Source organism: Pedococcus aerophilus (genome assembly GCF_039532215.1).
Lineage (GTDB): Bacteria > Actinomycetota > Actinomycetes > Actinomycetales > Dermatophilaceae > Pedococcus > Pedococcus aerophilus.
Genome location: NZ_BAAARN010000001.1, coordinates 862,201 through 877,295, shown reverse-complemented (window position 1 = coordinate 877,295; position 15,095 = coordinate 862,201). Strand labels below are relative to the sequence as shown.

13 protein-coding genes are annotated in these 15,095 nt (G+C 68.1%); 6 read left to right on the top strand and 7 right to left on the bottom strand.

Annotation, left to right across the window (positions count from 1 at the left end; translation table 11 throughout):
- Positions 1-45: 45 nt before the first annotated feature.
- The gene (locus ABD286_RS04030) at positions 46-1,137 is read right to left on the bottom strand and encodes a CHAP domain-containing protein (protein ID WP_344190513.1); all 1,092 of its coding nucleotides are present in this window, start codon (positions 1,135-1,137) and stop codon (positions 46-48) included.
- Between the two features lie 140 nt (positions 1,138-1,277).
- Positions 1,278-2,366, bottom strand: a complete 1,089-nt coding sequence (locus ABD286_RS04025; protein WP_344190511.1) for a winged helix DNA-binding domain-containing protein — start codon at positions 2,364-2,366, stop codon at positions 1,278-1,280.
- Positions 2,367-2,413: 47 nt separating this feature from the next.
- Here ABD286_RS04025 and ABD286_RS04020 point away from each other — a divergent pair, with 47 nt between their 5' ends.
- Positions 2,414-2,833 carry an SRPBCC family protein gene (locus ABD286_RS04020; protein ID WP_344190509.1) on the top strand — a complete coding sequence of 140 codons (420 nt, stop codon included), beginning with the start codon at positions 2,414-2,416 and terminating at the stop codon, positions 2,831-2,833.
- Between the two features lie 41 nt (positions 2,834-2,874).
- Here ABD286_RS04020 and ABD286_RS04015 read toward each other — a convergent pair whose 3' ends face one another.
- Both ABD286_RS04015 and ABD286_RS04010 read right to left on the bottom strand, forming a co-directional pair.
- Positions 2,875-3,483, bottom strand: a complete 609-nt coding sequence (locus ABD286_RS04015) for a GNAT family N-acetyltransferase (RefSeq protein ID WP_344190507.1) — start codon at positions 3,481-3,483, stop codon at positions 2,875-2,877.
- A 69-nt stretch (positions 3,484-3,552) separates the two neighbouring features.
- Complete coding sequence (locus ABD286_RS04010) at positions 3,553-4,314, bottom strand: SDR family NAD(P)-dependent oxidoreductase (protein WP_344190505.1); 762 nt, start codon at positions 4,312-4,314, stop codon at positions 3,553-3,555.
- 145 nt (positions 4,315-4,459) lie between these two features.
- Here ABD286_RS04010 and ABD286_RS04005 point away from each other — a divergent pair, with 145 nt between their 5' ends.
- The 3 genes from ABD286_RS04005 (at position 4,460) to ABD286_RS03995 (ending at position 9,191) form a co-directional block, all read left to right on the top strand.
- Positions 4,460-5,185, top strand: coding sequence for a ZIP family metal transporter (locus ABD286_RS04005; protein ID WP_344190503.1), 726 nt, complete (start codon positions 4,460-4,462; stop codon positions 5,183-5,185).
- A gap of 407 nt (positions 5,186-5,592) precedes the next feature.
- Complete coding sequence (gene nrdR / locus ABD286_RS04000) at positions 5,593-6,105, top strand: transcriptional regulator NrdR (RefSeq protein ID WP_344190501.1); 513 nt, start codon at positions 5,593-5,595, stop codon at positions 6,103-6,105.
- 152 nt (positions 6,106-6,257) lie between these two features.
- A complete protein-coding gene (locus tag ABD286_RS03995; protein WP_344190499.1) occupies positions 6,258-9,191 on the top strand; it encodes a vitamin B12-dependent ribonucleotide reductase in 2,934 nt (977 codons plus the stop codon).
- Between the two features lie 549 nt (positions 9,192-9,740).
- On the opposite strand, the gene ABD286_RS03990 is transcribed toward ABD286_RS03995, so the two are convergent.
- Complete coding sequence (locus ABD286_RS03990; RefSeq protein ID WP_344190497.1) at positions 9,741-10,583, bottom strand: protein NO VEIN domain-containing protein; 843 nt, start codon at positions 10,581-10,583, stop codon at positions 9,741-9,743.
- 240 nt (positions 10,584-10,823) lie between these two features.
- On the opposite strand from ABD286_RS03990, the gene ABD286_RS03985 reads away from it, so the two are divergent.
- Entirely contained in the window at positions 10,824-11,834 is a 1,011-nt protein-coding gene (locus ABD286_RS03985) for an aldo/keto reductase family protein (RefSeq protein WP_344190495.1), read from the top strand.
- Between the two features lie 96 nt (positions 11,835-11,930).
- On the opposite strand, the gene ABD286_RS03980 is transcribed toward ABD286_RS03985, so the two are convergent.
- Positions 11,931-12,809 (bottom strand): zinc metalloprotease, encoded by an 879-nt coding sequence (locus ABD286_RS03980; protein WP_344190493.1) that lies wholly within the window; start codon positions 12,807-12,809, stop codon positions 11,931-11,933.
- 534 nt (positions 12,810-13,343) lie between these two features.
- Between ABD286_RS03980 and ABD286_RS03975 the strand changes: the two genes are divergently transcribed.
- Positions 13,344-14,678, top strand: a complete 1,335-nt coding sequence (locus ABD286_RS03975) for a nuclease-related domain-containing protein (RefSeq protein WP_344190491.1) — start codon at positions 13,344-13,346, stop codon at positions 14,676-14,678.
- A gap of 10 nt (positions 14,679-14,688) precedes the next feature.
- Here the strand turns inward: ABD286_RS03975 and ABD286_RS03970 are convergent, their stop codons facing one another.
- Complete coding sequence (locus tag ABD286_RS03970; RefSeq protein ID WP_344190489.1) at positions 14,689-15,021, bottom strand: TfoX/Sxy family protein; 333 nt, start codon at positions 15,019-15,021, stop codon at positions 14,689-14,691.
- Positions 15,022-15,095 lie beyond the last annotated feature (74 nt).

The following is a 15,095-nucleotide window of genomic DNA, read 5'->3' as shown; positions in this document are numbered from 1 at the left end:
CGACACGGCGGGACGTGACCGCCGAGCGAGTCGGCACTCCTGCTCTCAGGACCCGATCACGATGTTCGGGAGCACCCTGACGGCCTTGATGTGCCGGTACCGCAGGGCTCCGGTCGTGGTGGCGTTCTTCAGCGCGACGTGGTCCACCAGCACCGGCGGAGAGAGCTCGGTGATGGGCAGGGTCGTCGAGTAGTAGGCGACGCCACCCTTCATCCGGTACTTCACACCCTTGGTGGTCGTGAGCATCGTCGTGTCGGCCGGCTGCGCGCGCATGCGGTTGTAGGCACCCCCGCTGCCGGCCTTGTCGATGGCCACCTGGTCGACGGTCGTGTACCCCTTGGTGCCCCCGACATTGGCCCACGCGGAGACGAAGATGGGTGCGCCGCCGGCCATGCGGTAGACCTCGCCGCGCTGGGCGCCCCGGATGAAGGTGCCGTCCGGGATCGTCGCCGGCAGCGAGGCCAGGGCCGTCGAGGAGATCGCCATCGTCGCCTTGGTCCCCCCGAAGGCGGTCCAGGTGGAGACGAACACCGGCGTGCGGCCGACGAGCCGGTAGACGCCGCCGTTCTCGCGCACCTTGAGGAAGCTGCCGGACTTGGGTGGCTGGTACGGCTGGTCCTTGAAGTGCAGGAAGTTGCTCGGCCAGTTGGCATCGCCGCGGGGGATCTTCATGCGCGAGGAGTACCCGCTCCACGCCGAGTCCGACACGACGATGTAGGAGGTCGTGACCTCCTCGACGTACCCGACGTGCCCGTTGGAGGGGGCGTAGTGGCTGCCGTAGTTCCACTGCGCGATCGACCCGACGGCGGGGGTCTTGTCGACGGGGATGCCGCGGTCGCGTGCGCTGGTGGCCCAGCTCCCACCGCTGCCCATGGAGCTCTGCTGCTTCACGCCGTTCTTCATCAGGCGGTACGCCGCGTAGTTGACGCAGTTGTTGCCGGTCGAGTTCACGGGATAGCCCCAGACGGACTTCCCCGCGTAGCCGGAGAACGAGATGCAGGCGATCGAGCTGGCCTTGCACTCTCGGGAGAGGGTGGCCGCGCCAGCCTGCGGAGCGCTGACCGCGAGACCGGTCAGGGCGAGGAGGGCGACAGAGCCTGCGCGGGCGAGGTGGGGGATCAGGCGGGAGCGCAGCATGACTTCCTGGGGGTGGGGGACAGGTCAGCGCCAGGAGACGCGGTGCCGTACCGACGTGGGGTGTGGGCAGGGCAACCGGTCCAGAGTGGACGGCGGGTGTCCGGTTTGTCAGGCAGACCCGATAAGTCCAACCGTGTAATTCAGCCGAGCCCCTGCGTGAACCTCAGGTCCTTGTCCAGGAAGTCGGCCAGCCGTTGCGCGGCTTCCGCGACGGCCGCCCGTCCCGCGTCGTCGACGCTGGGAGCGAGCCGCACCTCCACCTCGACCGCGTCACCGGTGACCGTGCGCTTCCACAGCCCCACGTTCTCCTGGTGGAGCACCACGCGAGCCCAGAACGGGTCCGGGTGCTCGCCGTCCGGATGGTCAAGCGCCACAGGGAAGTTCACGCTCGGATAGCTCAGGACCGCTTCGTCATAGACGGGGAAGAGGTATGCAGCCGGCGCGGCCGCGCTGCGCCGTGGGACGTTCGTGGGGTCGAACCAGTGCGGTGTCCCCTCGACGTCGACCTGCTCGAGCACGTCGCCGAGGTCGGCCAAGGAGGCTCGGGTACCGGCGACGGGGAGGGACGACCACCGGGTGAAGTCCTTGACGGAGGCCGGTCCGTGTCCGCGGAAGAACCGCTGCACCAGCTCCCGGTGGGCGTCGTCAGGGTCGAGGGACGGCGTCGGCTCGACCACCTCGTCGACCAGCGCGTACGAGTGGTGGACGCCCTTCGTGGGGCCTGAGCAGATCAGCCCTTGCAGCTCGGCGACCATGAGCAGGTGGCCCAAGGGCTCCCCGGCCCGGATGGGGGAGTGTCGTTCGGCGAAGGCCTCGCCGAGCTCGGGCCGGGTGTGGAAGTGCTTGTCCTGCAACAGGTCTGACAGCAGGGACAAGCCGCGGTCGAGCCGCCTGGGCTCGTCGAGGCCGAGCTGGCGGTGTCGCGCCGCCATGCTGGACAGGACCCGCACGGAGGTCAGGCCGAGGATCCAGCGCAGGTCCTCGGCAGCGACGAAGTGCCAGGTGGGGCGCAGGATGTGGGTGCGCACGAAGGTGCCCTGGTCGAGCTCGGCGCGCACGGCTGCATACGTGGTCCGACGGGTGCGCAGGCCCAGGGAGAAGAGGGCGTGGTCGCGCTCCTGGCTCTGGACGCAGGTGAGCAGGCGCACGGCCTCGGTGGCGGTCGGCAGGGGACCGGAGGCGAGGCGTTGCGTCGTGAGGCGTTGGGCCAGGACGCGGGCGGTCTGCATGGCCCCATCCTCTCGAAACGAGGCGTCGACTGGGCGATCATGGAGACATGGAACAGAGCACGACCATCGACATCGCGGCGCCGCCGGCGCGGGTCTGGGAGGTCCTGTCGGACGTCGAGCGGTGGCCGGACTGGACCGACACGGTGCGCTGGGTCCGCCGGATCGACGACGGGCCGTTGCGCACCGGGTCGACCGCCAAGATCAGCCAGCCGAAGATCCCCACCGTCGACTACGTCGTGACCGAGCTCGAACCTGGCACGTCGTTCACCTGGGTCAGCGGAGGCGGGGCCGCCAGGACCACGGCGAGCCATGTCATCGCCCCGCTGCCCGGCGGCGGGACGCGGGTGACCCTGGCGGTCCGGCAGGAGGGCTGGCTCGGGTCGACGGTGGGGCGGCTGTACCGCGGCCTCACCGACCGCTACCTCAAAGGGGAGGCCGCCGGGCTCAAGGTGCGCTCGGAGGCCTGACGCCGCATCGGCGCCCGTGGTCCGAGGGGAGGCCCACCTCGTCAGAGGTCGCGGCGCATCTTCAGTCGGGGCATCTTGCTGGCCACCGCATCAGTCGTCCCGATGACCTCGAACCCGGCCTTCTCGAACATCGCCCGGGTCCCGACGAACGCCATCGTCAGGTCCATCCGGCCCTTCGGGTCCACGGGGTGGGCCTCGACGGCGGGCGCGCCCTGCGACGCGGCATACGCCACCGCACCCTTGATGAGCTGGTGGGTGACACCTTTCTTGCGGTGACCCGAACGCACCACGACGCAGATGATGCTCCAGACCGGGACGTCGTCAACCGGGCGGATGAGGCTGGAGGACTGCAGGCGGGGGATGTCCGCGAGCGGGCTGATGCTGCACCACCCCACAGGGGTGCCGTCGAGGTAGGTGACGACGCCCGGCGGGTGCTCCCGCTCGCAGAGGGCGCGGGCGGCCTGCTCGCGACTGCCACCGCCGAGCTCCTGGATCTGTGGCGCCTTGAGACGGTGGGACAGGCACCAGCAGTGGGTGTCGCGACGGTTCGGGTTGATCACGTCGGCGAAGTCCTCGAACCGGTCCGGCGTGACCGGGTGCGTCTCCCACTTCTGCGCGGTCACGTCCTTGTGGTCGTCCTTCGTCCCCATGGAGCCACTCAACCACTGCGCGCCGACAGCGTGCAGCAGCTGGCTGAGGCCGGGTGGGGCAGGCGGACCTCAGCGGGCGAGGTAGCCGCCGTCGATCGGGTAGTAGGTGCCGGTCGCGAACGAGGCGCCGTCGCTGGCCAGCCAGGCGACCAGCTCGGCGACCTCCTCGGGCTCGCCGATGCGTTGGAGCGCGTGCTGGGTGCCGAGGTAGTCCAGTGTCGCCTGGTCGAGGTGCTGGTCGAGCAGGGGAGTGCGGATGAAGCCTGGCCCGACCGCGTTGACGCGGATCTGGTCGCCGGCGTGCTCCCACGCGGCTGCCTGGGTCATGCCGACCACTCCGTGCTTCGCCGCGGTGTAGGCGCTCGCCGTGGCGTACCCCACGGCACCCAGGATCGACGCCATGTTGACGATGGAGCCCCCGCGCCCACCGGCCTTCATGGCGCGGATCGCCGCGCGCTGCGTGTAGAAGACGCCGTCGAGGTTGATGCCGATGACCCGGTGCCAGGCCTCGTCGGTGTAGTCGCCACTGGTCAAGGCTTCGCCGCCGATCCCGGCGTTGCAGACGGCGATGTCGACGTGGCCGAGGTGCTCGACGACCGAGTCCATGGCGGTGTCGACAGCGGCGGAGTCGCTGACGTCGACGACCGCTCCGTGGGCCCGGCACTCGAACGCGTCGAGCTCCTTGAGCACCACGTCGATGGCGCCCTGGTCGAGGTCCCACACCGAGATGTCGGCGCCCGACTGCGCGAGGGTGTGGGCGCAGGCGCGGCCGATGCCGGATGCCCCGCCGGTGATGACGGCGACCTTGCCGCCGAGTCCGTAGTGGTTCATGCGTGCTCCTCTGGGTTCGGCCGCGCTCTGGCGTCCTGCTGCCACTGTCGGTGAAGGAGTGCGGCGTCGATAGGGTCCAAGGACCCTGACCCACGCAGCGCCGCACCGCCGCAGGTCGACGGCGGTTCTGCGACGGGAGAAGCACGTGTTCGAGGCAGCATTCTGGGGATTCGTCGGCGGCGCCGCGCTCCTGATCGGCGCGGCCGCCGGCATCTGGCTGCCCACGTCCAAGCGGGTCATCGGCTGGGTCATGGCGGTCGGCTCCGGAGTGCTCGTCAGTGCGCTGACGTTCGAGCTCGCCGGAGAGGCGTACGACAAGGCCGGCGGCATCGCCACGGTCCTGGGGCTGCTGGGCGGATCGGTCGTGTTCTTCCTCGGCGACTGGTGGATCGACAGCCGCGGCGGTCACCGCCGCAAGAGCCCCAACGGTCCTCAGGCCGGCGCGGCCGGGTCCGCGCTCGCGCTCGGGGCCCTGCTCGACGGCATACCGGAGTCGGCGGCGATCGGCGTGAGCACCATCGGCGGGGGAGGCGTGGGGGTGGCCGTGGTCGCCGCCGTGTTCTTGTCCAACATCCCCGAGGGCTTGTCCTCGTCGGCCGGTATGCGGTCCGCGGGGCGCAGTGCGAAGTCGATCATGGGTCTGTGGTTGGGGGTGGCCGCCGCGGCGACCGTCGCCGCCGCGCTCGGTCGCGTGCTGCTCGACGGGGCCGACCCGTCGGTGGTGGCCACGATCCAGGCGTTCGCGGCGGGCGCGATCCTCACGATGCTGGCCGACACGATGGTCCCCGAGGCGGTCGAGCACGCGGGTCGGCTCGTCGGGCTGCTGACCGTGGTCGGGTTCAGCGCGGCGTTCCTGCTCTCGATGGCCTGAGCCGGGCCCGATCGCCGGGATCGCGTGCGGAGCGGTCCACGACGTCGCGACACCAGATGTAGGGACCGATTCGTCCCGCACACCCCAGATGTGGGTGCCTCCGACGCCACAGACGTCACACCAGCACCACTTCGGGCGTGTCGCGCAGGACGTCCGCAGGGCCCTGACCTGCACAGATGCACACTGCCGGAGGAGTTTCCCGGAGCCGCTTGCGTCCCGGGTCACAGCGAGGCAGACTATCCCTACATCTAGTGGTTACACGGCTGTAGTTCGTCCACATGTAGTGCACAGGGCGAGGCCGGTTCTCCACACGTTGTCCCCAGAAGGTCCACACGCTCGTCCACAGACGAGGCGTGCGAAGTACACCAGAACCCGTCCCAGACCCCCGATGAGGGAGGAGCGCCGTCATGCACTGTCCGTTCTGCCGGCACACCGACTCGAGGGTCATGGACTCGCGCACGACCGACGACGGCAGCTCCATCCGCCGGCGTCGCCAGTGCCCCGAGTGCGGGCGCCGTTTCACGACGATCGAGACGGCCAGCCTCACGGTGACCAAGCGCTCCGGCGCGAGCGAGCCGTTCAGCCGGGGCAAGGTCCTCGTCGGGGTTCGCAAGGCCTGCCAGGGCCGTCCGGTCACCGAGGACGACCTGGCCCTCCTCGCCCAGCGCGTGGAGGAGTGCATCCGCCAGCAGGGGCAGGCCGAGGTCGAGGCCCACGAGGTGGGCCTGGCGATCCTCGGACCGCTGCGCGAGCTCGACGAGGTCGCCTATCTGCGGTTCGCCAGCGTCTACCAGGCGTTCGAGAGCCTCGAGGACTTCGAGGCCGCGATCACCCTCCTTCGCGCCGAGCGCGAGGCGACGGGGACCGAGCCCGAGCCGCAGGCCGGACTTCAGACCAAGGCGGGTATGCCGCCGGGCTGAGGCCCGCGGCATACGCCACCTCTCGCAGCACGCACCACCGCACGAGCACGTCCAGCACCAGAGCAGCACCACCCGGCACCGACCCTCACTGTCGGTGCCGCCACCCAGAATTGACACCAGAGCATCACCAGGGGCTAGGGAGGCCACCAGAAATGACTGAAACCGCAGGCGCACGTGCAGGTGCCCGCAAGAACGCCGGCAAGGGCGTCAAGGTCGAGCGCATCTACACCACTCCCGGTGTGCACCCGTACGACGAGGTGACCTGGGAGAAGCGCGACGTCGTCCAGCAGAACTGGAAGACCGGCGCGACGATCTTCGAGCAGCGCGGTGTCGAGTTCCCCGACTTCTGGTCGGTCAACGCCTCCACGATCGTCACCACCAAGTACTTCCGCGGCGCCGTGGGCACCGAGGCCCGTGAGACGGGCCTCAAGCAGCTCATCGACCGCGTCGTCCTCACCTACGTCAAGGCGGGCAAGGAGCACGGCTACTTCTCCAACGCCGAGGACGCCGAGATCTTCGAGCACGAGCTGACCTACGCCCTGCTGCACCAGGTGTTCAGCTTCAACTCGCCGGTGTGGTTCAACGTGGGCACCAAGAGCCCGCAGCAGGTCAGCGCCTGCTTCATCCTCGCCGTCGACGACTCGATGGACTCGATCCTCAACTGGTACAAGGAGGAGGGAAAGATCTTCCAGGGCGGCTCCGGTGCCGGCCTGAACCTCTCCCGCATCCGCTCCTCCAAGGAGCTGCTGTCCTCCGGTGGCACCGCCTCCGGCCCGGTCTCCTTCATGCGTGGTGCGGACGCGTCCGCAGGGACGATCAAGTCCGGTGGCGCCACGCGTCGTGCGGCCAAGATGGTCGTCCTGGACGTCGACCACCCCGACATCATGGAGTTCGTCGAGACCAAGGCGCGCGAGGAGGACAAGATCCGCGCGCTGCGTGACGCCGGGTTCGACATGGACCTCGGTGGCAAGGACATCACCTCGGTCCAGTACCAGAACGCGAACAACTCGGTCCGTGTCTCGGACGAGTTCATGAAGGCCGTCGAGGCCGGCACCGACTTCGGTCTGCGCTCGCGCACCACCGGTGAGGTCATCGACACCGTCGACGCCCGTGAGCTGTTCACCAAGCTCGCCGAGGCCGCGTGGGAGTGCGCAGACCCGGGCATCCAGTACGACGACGTCATCAACGACTGGCACACCAACCCCGAGACCGGCCGCATCACCGCGTCCAACCCGTGCTCGGAGTACATGTCGCTCGACAACTCCTCCTGCAACCTGGCCTCGCTGAACCTGCTCAAGTTCCTCAAGGACGACGACACGTTCGACGCGGTCACCTTCCAGAAGGTCGCCGAGCTCGTCATCACCGCGATGGACATCTCGATCTGCTTCGCGGACTTCCCGACCGAGGCCATCGGCGACACCACGCGTGACTACCGCCAGCTCGGCATCGGCTACGCCAACCTCGGCGCGCTGCTCATGGCCACGGGCCACGGGTACGACTCCAACGGTGGCCGCCAGCTCGCCGCCTCGATCACCTCGCTGCTCACCGGCGCCGCCTACAAGCGCTCCGCCGAGATGGCCGGTGTCGTCGGCGCGTACGCCGGGTACGCCCGCAACGCGGACGCCCACAAGCGCGTCATGCGCAAGCACCAGAGCGCGAACGACTCGATCCGCCCACTCGACACGATGGACACCACGATCCACCGCGCGGCCACCAAGGTCTGGGACGACGTCGTCAAGCTCGGCGAGAAGAACGGCTACCGCAACGCGCAGGCCTCGGTGCTCGCGCCGACCGGCACCATCGGCTTCATGATGGACTGCGACACCACCGGTATCGAGCCCGACTTCTCCCTGGTGAAGTTCAAGAAGCTCGTCGGTGGCGGGTCGATGCAGATCGTCAACCTCACCATCCCGCGTGCGCTCAAGAAGCTCGGCTACACGGGCGAGACCATCGAGGCGATCGTCGAGTACATCGCCGACAAGGGTCACGTCATCGACGCCCCCGGCCTCAAGACCGAGCACTACGAGATCTTCGACACCGCCATGGGTGCGCGCTCGATCTCGGCCATGGGCCACGTGCGCATGATGGCTGCCGTCCAGCCGTTCCTGTCCGGTGCGATCTCCAAGACGGTCAACCTGCCGGAGAACGCCACGGTCGAGGAGATCGAGGACGTCCACATGCAGGGCTGGAAGCTCGGCCTCAAGGCGATCGCGGTCTACCGCGACAACTGCAAGGTCGGCCAGCCGCTCTCCGACGGTGGTTCCACCGCCAAGGACGCTGCCGCTGACAAGGCGACCGCTGCTGCCGAGGCCAAGGTCGAGAAGGTCATCGAGTACCGCCCGGTGCGCAAGCGCCTGCCGAAGCGTCGTACCTCGCAGACCACGTCGTTCGCCGTGGGTGGCGCCGAGGGTTACCTCACCGCCGGCACCTACGAGTCGGGCGACCTGGGCGAGATCTTCCTCAAGTTCGGCAAGCAGGGCTCGACCCTCGCCGGTGTGATGGACGCCTTCTCGATCGCGGTCAGCATCGGCCTGCAGTACGGCGTGCCGCTGGAGACCTTCGTGGAGAAGTTCACCAACCTGCGGTTCGAGCCTGCCGGCCTCACGGACGACCCCGACGTGCGGATGGCGCAGTCGATCATGGACTACGTGTTCCGTCGCCTGGCGCTGGACCACATGGACTTCGACACCCGTTCGTTCATGGGCATCCACACGGCCGCCGAGCGTGCGCGTCAGCTCGAGACCGGTTCCTACCAGGCCGCCGAGTCCGACGAGTCGGACGAGGAGCTCGAGGACGAGCTGGAGAACTTCAGCCAGTCCGCCCCGGTCTCTGTCACCAAGCCGGCCGCCGCCTCGACTCCCGTGGTCGAGGGCAAGTCGCTCAAGGCCGACACCGTGAAGTCCGGTGCCGGTGCGGCCTCTGCTCGTGAGGTCTCGGCAGAGGTGCACTCGTCCGCAGAGCTGCTGGAGAAGTTCCAGGGCATCTCGGCCGACGCGCCGATGTGCATGACCTGTGGGACGAAGATGCGCCCCGCTGGTTCCTGCTACGTCTGCGAAGGCTGCGGAAGCACCAGCGGCTGCAGTTGATGACGAGTTGCGCGGAAGTGTCACGCACGAGTTGCGCGGAGTGTCACGTAGTTGCGTGAGTGACAGTTCTTATCGTTATCGCTTCCCGAAGCGATAACGCCGACAAAGCCGTCGCCCCGGGCCCCTCATGGGGGTTCCGGGGCGACGGTCGTTGTGGAGAAGGAATGTCAGAGCAATCTGATCCACTTCTCCCCGGACAAACAGAACGCCCGGCCTTGCCGGGCCGGGCGTTCTCAAAGCTGCGAGAGGTGGTCTCGAGCGTTGGTGTCAGAACCAGCATGAGACCACTTCTCGCGGGACATATGCAAGTCCACACCCGCGGGAAGGAGGTAAAGGTTGTGCCCAGGAACTCGAAACAGACGGGCGCCGCTGCTGCACGTGCAGCGAGCCGGACTCTGACGAGTCGTTCGGCGTCGAAGTCGGCCAAGACGGCCGCTGCAAGCGCGCTCGCGCAGACGCCGAAGCGCAAGAAGTAGCGAGTGGCGGCCGGCGTCCGGCGTCGGTTGGACGTCGGCCGCTGTCGGGGATAGATGCAGAGAGCCCTGACGCCTAGCTCGCACGCTTCCGAATCGGCTGAGCAACGTATGAGTCAGGCACTAGGAGCGCCGTCTCTTTGAGAGAGCCGGACATCTCGTAGAAGCCCGGATTTCGCTCGAGATGAAAGACCCTTACAAGGGTGAATCTATCTTGCGCTTCCTCGGAGAAATCAACCTCGTTGGCACTGACATAGAAGGGCTGCCGCTGCGACCTGATGGTCGTCTTCACTTCCAGGAATCGTTCTTTACCGGTCGGATCGAAAGATCTCACGTCGTAGCCCAGCCCATCACCGTCCTCAACTGAAACATGGCGTACAAGCTTCGATAGGTCGGGACGACCAAGGTCAGCCAACAACCGTCTCTCCCTGTGAAGCACCATCAGTTCCCCCGCGAGGCCACGTGCGGAGTTCGTGGCTTCCAGAGCGTTGAAGTCCACTGACCGACCGCGCCGCGATCGGGTGGCCGTTCGGTCAGGCAGAACGAGGTCATCAGGAACAGGAACTGGGTCACCCAAGGCGCGTTCGCCGTCGGTGGGTTCGCTAGCCGCTAGGTGGATCATGAGGCGACGAAGTTCAGGGTCACCAGCGAGGCGCTCCTGGGCGCGGGTGCGAAGGAGTTCTTGCACATTCGCAAGGGGCTTGTAGCCCTCAACGAAGGTCGCGCCCATCTCCGCTAGCACCGCCGACACGTTGCTGAACTTGTACCCAACGGCGTTCTCGCTGCGACCGATCGTTTCGCTCAAAGGCCGATAGAAGTCAACCTTGCGATACGTGTCCCCCGCCAACTCCAGACGAAACATTTCGAAGTAGGCGTCAAGCGTGCGCTCAACCTCACTCTCGCTCCACCCCTCGCTCACGGTCGGGAGTCTTACAGACCGCAGCGTGGGATGGGAGCGATTGCCCGATGGAACTCCTCGGAATCGAGGATTCGGGCGGGGTGACTGACTTCCGATGACCGTCCCGAATCGTTCCAATGGCGCTGCCATGCCTGCACGACAACGGACGCGCTGTGCCCGACGTCCGCGCGAACCGCCTAGGTCCCCAGCGCGCGGGGTGCCGGGCGCGCGGCGCCGAGCCGCGCGGCATACGGTTGAAGCATGGAATTCCGATACCTCGGCAACAGTGGTCTCAAGATCTCCGAGATCACCTACGGCAACTGGCTCACCCACGGCTCGCAGGTCGAGAACGACGTCGCCACGCAGTGCGTGCGCGCGGCTCTCGACGCGGGCATCAGCACCTTCGACACGGCCGACGTCTACGCCAACACCAAGGCGGAGACCGTCCTCGGCGACGCCCTCAAGGGCGAACGGCGCGAGAGCCTCGAGATCTTCACCAAGGTCTATTGGCCGACCGGCCCGGGCGGGAAGAACGACACCGGCCTGTCCCGCAAGCACATCATGGAGTCGATCAACGGCTCGCTGCAGCGCCTCCAGACCGACTACGTCGACCTCTACCAGGCGCACCGGTACGACACCGAGACGCCGCTCGAGGAGACGATGACGGCCTTCGCCGACGTCGTCCGCCAGGGCAAGGCGCTCTACATCGGCGTCAGCGAGTGGACCGCCGACCAGATCCGCGAGGGTGTGAAGCTCGCCAAGGAGCTCAATATCCAGCTCATCTCGAGCCAGCCGCAGTACTCCATGCTGTGGCGCGTCATCGAGGACGAGGTCGTCCCCACGAGCAAGGAGCTCGGAGTCAGCCAGATCGTCTGGAGCCCCATCGCCCAGGGCGTGCTCACCGGCAAGTACCAGCCCGGCCAGAAGCCGCCGGAGGGCTCGCGCGCCGCGGACGAGAAGGGCGGCGCCGACATGATCAAGCGGTTCATGAACGACGACGTGCTCACCCGCGTCCAGAAGCTCAAGCCCATCGCCGACGAGGCGGGCCTGTCGATGGCCCAGCTCGCTGTCGCCTGGGTCCTCCAGAACGACAACGTCGCGGCCGCCTTGGTGGGTGCGAGCCGTCCCGAGCAGGTGCACGAGAACGTCAAGGCCGCCGGCGTGAAGCTCGAGGCCGCGCAGCTCAAGGCCATCGACGACGCGCTGGGTGACATCGTCGAGCGCGACGCCGGCAAGACCAAGGAGACTGCGCCCCAGTCGCGTGTCGCCTGAACCCAGACAGGGCAAAACCCAAGCAACACCAGCAGGTATGCCGCGGGGCGGCCGGTTCACGACGAACCGGCCGCCCCGCGGTGTGTCAGGTGACGGTCACGAGGTGAAGCAACGACCGACCCCGAGCTGCCTCAGGCCTTCGAGGTCGCCGTCGCCGAACGTGGTGCGGCCGTCGTTCCTCGCAGCCATCAGCTCGCCCGGGTTGGCGACGTGGGTGAGACCGACGAGGTGCCCGAGCTCGTGCATGACGATGGCGCGGGCCTGGGCCCAGCCGTCGGGGCGCCGCAGGATCGCCCGGAACGTCGGACCATCGAGGTAGACCAACCCACTGACCCAGTGCTGGTCGATACTCTTGGCGTACGTCGCGCCGTCCGGTCCGCCGAGCCCAGCGACATCCCCCGCGAGCCGGGGGACGACGGTCGGGTTGGTCCAAGCGAGCAGCACCGGCGACCAGCGGTTGCCGTACCTCGCGCCGTCGATCGCAGGACGTTTCTCCGACGGAGGTTCGTCGGTCGGACCCTCGACGACGAACTGAAGACCGGTCGCCCTGCTGATCTCGCTGGCGCCCTCGGCGAGCAGGCGGTCGGCCTCGGGCGGTGCATCGGCCGCGTTGACGACGATGTGGATCGGGCGGCACGGGTCCCACGCGACCGGTGCACTCGTCGGCCCGCCGGTCCGCTGCATGAACACGTAGTCGGTGGAAGTCGACCGGGACAGCGGCGGTCGTCCGAGCGGCTCGTCCTTCGCGTCGACGGGCACGGGCGGCCACATGGCCCGGATGCCCTGCACCGATCCCGGCACGACGGGATCGGGTTGTGAGTAGTCGATCCCGTTGGTACCCCACGTGATCCCGCTGATCGGCAGCGACGACCTGTCAGCGCCCATCAGCTGGGGAATGCCCCACAGTGCGCCACCGACGATGACCGCGGTGAGCAGCAGGGAGACCACGGTCCGCGGGCGGCCGCCACGCGCCATACGTCGTCTGCGGCCGTGACGAACGCCCCTCTCTCCATCGATCACCTGGAGGTGAGTTGGCGCGGCAGACCAGTCGTCGCCTGAACGGTCGGCGGCGAAGGCACCGGACGGGCCGGGGGAGGTGAGGGCGAGCTGCTCCGGCCATTCGGTGACCGAGTGACGACGTCGGGGGCGGGGACGTCCGGCCTGCACGTCCGCCAGGCACCACAGGCACACCGGCGAGGGTTCGGCCGCGAGCAGGCCGGCGCGTTCGCCCGCTCGCAGCGGCTCACCGCACGCACACTGCGTCGGCCGCTCCACGTGGATGATCTCCACGCGTCCGTCGGTCCCCACCTGGCCTGCCCCCACATCCGTGCCGATTGCTCCCGAGGATCGTAAGTCGGACGCGAGCCGCGCGGCCGGGAAACCGGACCTTCGCCCACGGCGGACCCCGGTTGGCGACCCTTCCTCGGGCAAGCAGCCGTGAACGACCTTTCGTGCCAAGTTGCCTTAAACCGTGCACGCGAACCCGACCGACACGGCACCATCGTCGGCGTGGTGAGTGCAGGGGGCAGCGCGGACGAGCACGCGAAGAAGCTGAGGGACGAAGCCGCTCGGTGGGAAGCCGGCGCCGAGGGGGAGCGTCGGGTCGCGGCAGCGCTGGCCTCCCTCCCCGCCGGCTGGACCGTCGTCCATGACCGACTGCTGCGTCCCGGTCGCTCCGAGGCCAACCTCGACCACGTGGTCGTCGGCCCCACCGGCATCTACCTCGTCGACGCGAAGAACCGCGCCGGACGGGTGACGGAGCACGAGGGTGGCCTGTTCCAGCACCGGCACCGCGACGGTCGATCCGAGAGCGTGAGCCTCGCGAGCGAGCTCACCAAGGTGCACGGCATGGCGGCTTACATGGCAGCCGAGAGCGACCGGCCGGTCACGCCTGTGTTGTGCCTGGCTGGCTCGCACGCGGGCGAGTTCGGTGAGCCTCGTATGGTGCGGGGAGTCTGGGTGGTGCCTGTTGCGGCCCTGCCGGGCTGGTTGCGAGCTCGTCCGGTGGTCCTGTCGCCCGAGGTCGTTCCCACCGTCGCGACCCGGGTCATCACCGACTTCCCCTCGACCACGACCGACCAGCTCCTGCTGTCGGCCATGGCGGGCAAGCCGCCCGGTCGGACCGCGCGGAAGCGTAGCCCTCGACCCTCGCCGGCCCGCCCTCGTAGAGCGGCCCGACGCCTGAGGAAGGCGTTCGTGGGCGGGCTCATGGTGGTGGGTTTCCTTGTGCTGCTGAACAACCTCCCGGCGATCCTGACGGCCGGCGTCGAGTCGCTGGCGACGGCAGGGCAGCCCTCGACAGCAGCCGGGAGCCCGTCACCGACGACGGCAGCGGCGGCGGCCAAGCCCGTCGACCTGAAGAAGAGCCCGACGAAGGGTGCTGCCGCGAAAAAAGCCGCCACACCGACGAAGTCCAAGGCCCGACCCAAGCCGCTTGGACCGCCGGACTGTGCTGACGCCTCGGCTGCTGAGATCAAAGCCATCATCAAGCGCAGTGTGAAGCCGGTCGTCACCAGTCAGGGATGTGCGTGGGGAACGCGACTCGACGACCCGTCGACCGTCCTGGTGACCATCACGATGGCTGCCGAGCACAACTCCTGGGACACGAACCTGTCAACGTCGGTCCGGCAGAAGAGGGTCGTCTTCTCTAGTGGCTATGACTCGTCGTACCGGTCCGCGACGACGGCATCTGTGGCGACGGGCCAACCGATGATCAAGGGCGTCAAGCCGGTTCGCGCTCGAGCGGACACCGTCGTGAAGGTGGCGTCGGAAGCGCTGGGCGTCTCCGACGACCGCGCGAGGCAGATGGCGGTGGCAATCGCGGCTGCGGCCAACGGTGGCTGAGCGGCTCGTCCTACTTGTGGGGGAGGGTCCTGGCGAACTCGATGCTGCGGTCGACCCACTCACGTAGCTCGTCGTCCGTCGCGTACCCCGCCTCGGTCACGCGCAGCCAGCCCTTCATCGGCCGGTCCTGCATCACCATCGGCGTCACCACCGGCGGATCGAGCAGAGGGGTGGCGTCATCGATGTCGAGACGGACCATGAGACCGCCACTGCCGCTCACCGCGACAGACATGTTGCCGTTCACGAGGAACGCCAACCCGCCGAACATCCGCTTCTCCGTCACGTCCAGCTCGCCCACGACGAGCTCGCGGATCCGCTGCGCCACACCCTCGTCGTACGCCATGCGACCCATCATGACAGGCCTGCGCGCCTAACGGGAGGTGCTGGTGTGACCAGTGGTTCGATGTACTCGCGGAT

What these genes read in the sequence shown, in the direction of transcription:
- ABD286_RS04030 (WP_344190513.1), bottom strand. Translation starts at nt 1,137, where the DNA reads ATGCTGCGCTCCCGCCTGATCCCCCACCTCGCCCGCGCAGGCTCTGTC.
- ABD286_RS04025 (WP_344190511.1), bottom strand. Translation starts at nt 2,366, where the DNA reads ATGCAGACCGCCCGCGTCCTGGCCCAACGCCTCACGACGCAACGCCTC.
- ABD286_RS04020 (WP_344190509.1), top strand. Translation starts at nt 2,414, where the DNA reads ATGGAACAGAGCACGACCATCGACATCGCGGCGCCGCCGGCGCGGGTC.
- ABD286_RS04015 (WP_344190507.1), bottom strand. Translation starts at nt 3,483, where the DNA reads ATGGGGACGAAGGACGACCACAAGGACGTGACCGCGCAGAAGTGGGAG.
- ABD286_RS04010 (WP_344190505.1), bottom strand. Translation starts at nt 4,314, where the DNA reads ATGAACCACTACGGACTCGGCGGCAAGGTCGCCGTCATCACCGGCGGG.
- nrdR (WP_344190501.1), top strand. Translation starts at nt 5,593, where the DNA reads ATGCACTGTCCGTTCTGCCGGCACACCGACTCGAGGGTCATGGACTCG.
- ABD286_RS03995 (WP_344190499.1), top strand. Translation starts at nt 6,258, where the DNA reads ATGACTGAAACCGCAGGCGCACGTGCAGGTGCCCGCAAGAACGCCGGC.
- ABD286_RS03985 (WP_344190495.1), top strand. Translation starts at nt 10,824, where the DNA reads ATGGAATTCCGATACCTCGGCAACAGTGGTCTCAAGATCTCCGAGATC.
- ABD286_RS03980 (WP_344190493.1), bottom strand. Translation starts at nt 12,809, where the DNA reads ATGGCGCGTGGCGGCCGCCCGCGGACCGTGGTCTCCCTGCTGCTCACC.
- ABD286_RS03970 (WP_344190489.1), bottom strand. Translation starts at nt 15,021, where the DNA reads ATGGCGTACGACGAGGGTGTGGCGCAGCGGATCCGCGAGCTCGTCGTG.